This is a genomic window from Pseudomonas sp. SIMBA_067, assembly GCF_046534675.1.
Taxonomy (GTDB): Bacteria; Pseudomonadota; Gammaproteobacteria; order Pseudomonadales; family Pseudomonadaceae; genus Aquipseudomonas; species Aquipseudomonas putida.
In genome coordinates this window covers 1-242 of record NZ_JAWRYH010001193.1, presented here as the reverse complement: position 1 = coordinate 242, position 242 = coordinate 1, and the positions used below count along the sequence as shown (strand labels likewise).

1 pseudogene is annotated in these 242 nt (G+C 64.5%); it reads right to left on the bottom strand.

Features of this window, described 5'->3' with window-relative positions:
• Positions 1-242: pseudogene (locus SB765_RS33050) on the bottom strand (PLP-dependent aminotransferase family protein); the annotation flags it as partial.

Here is a 242-nt window from a genome sequence, read left to right as displayed (position 1 = left end):
GTACCAGGTGCATACCACCTGGCGAGCGTTCCACCTGCATACCCTTCGGCAAACTCCGCTCCAGTGCTTCGATGGTCAATGCCCGTCGCTCGTTGTAGAGGCGGCGCATGCGTTGGATATGCCGAGCGACGTGTCCCTCGGCAACGAACTCCGCCACCAAAGCCTGGGTAATTGACGGTGACCCGGCAGCAAACCAGGCCCGTCCGACGCGCTCGAACGCTGCCACCCGCGCCTGCGGCACC